General features: G+C 70.5%; 1 protein-coding gene and 1 pseudogene. One reads left to right on the top strand and one right to left on the bottom strand.

What is annotated here, in order from left to right; genetic code table 11:
• On the bottom strand, positions 1–566 hold a 566-nt coding region (locus tag G7A99_RS21245; protein WP_240466369.1), incomplete at its 3' end, for a murein L,D-transpeptidase catalytic domain family protein.
• A gap of 137 nt (positions 567–703) precedes the next feature.
• On the opposite strand from G7A99_RS21245, the pseudogene G7A99_RS21240 reads away from it, so the two are divergent.
• Positions 704–975, top strand: a pseudogene (locus G7A99_RS21240) (murein L,D-transpeptidase); the annotation flags it as partial.

The following is a 975-nucleotide window of genomic DNA, read 5'->3' as shown; positions in this document are numbered from 1 at the left end:
ACCGCCGGGCAGCCGTAGCTGCGCCCCAGTCGTCCGACCCGGCGGATGAACGCCGGGGTGGCGTAGTCCGCCCCGTGAACGACAATGGCCCGGCTGTAGGCGTGGTCGTTGACCCCGGGCTCCAGGCCCTTCAGGCGCAGCGAGTAGCCGTTGCGGCCGTGATAGCTGTTGAGGGTGCGGTACAGCCCGAGACTGGAGGCGTGGCTCTCGGGCACGTTGGAGAAGTGCTCGGCGCGATTGCCGCCGGTGGCCTGCCCGTGGGCGACCCACTCGCGAAACAGCAGCCGGCGGGCGTCGAGGTCGAACACCCACAGCCGCCGTTTCGTCGACGGGAGGGAGTAGTCGATCACCGCGAGACGGCCGGCCGCGGGCTGGCCGCGCTGCACGGCACAGCTCATGGCCTCGGCGGCCAGCGACAGGGCCCGGGGATCGGCCCCGGGGGCGAGCTGCTCGAGGGTGTCAGCCAGGGGAGCGGCCTGGACGGTGCCGGCGAGCATCAGCACAGCCAGCGCGACCCCGGCGAGGCGATACCGCCGGAGCGGAAGCATTCTCTGAAGAAAGGGCACGTCTCGGTCTTCCTCCGTGACAGCACGAGCGGCTACGCTGCTGGAACGAACCGTCCGCAGATCGCCGCCAAGGGCTCCATTATCGCGAAACGGGCGACGGTCACAACCGCAGGCGGATCCGGAGGGGGAAGTTGACCGTGCGCACAGGCCGGATCACCGCAACCATCGTACTGCTCGCCGGGCTCGTGACCGGTAGCCATGCCGCCCTGGCGGACGCGGTCGGGGATCCGCTCGGCGATCGGCTAGAGACACTGCTGGACGACCCGTCTCCACCGCTCTCCGGCGACCTGGCGCCCAGAATCGAGGCGTTCTATGCAGTCCGGGACTTTCGCCCGGCCTGGCGACGGCCCGAGGCCGTAACCGCATTCACGGCCGCACTCGACACCCTCGCTGACGACGGCCTGAGGCC

The sequence above is a fragment of the Arhodomonas sp. KWT genome, from assembly GCF_010993615.1.
Note: the sequence above shows the minus strand (reverse complement) of the source record. Positions and strands in the feature narration are given on the sequence as shown.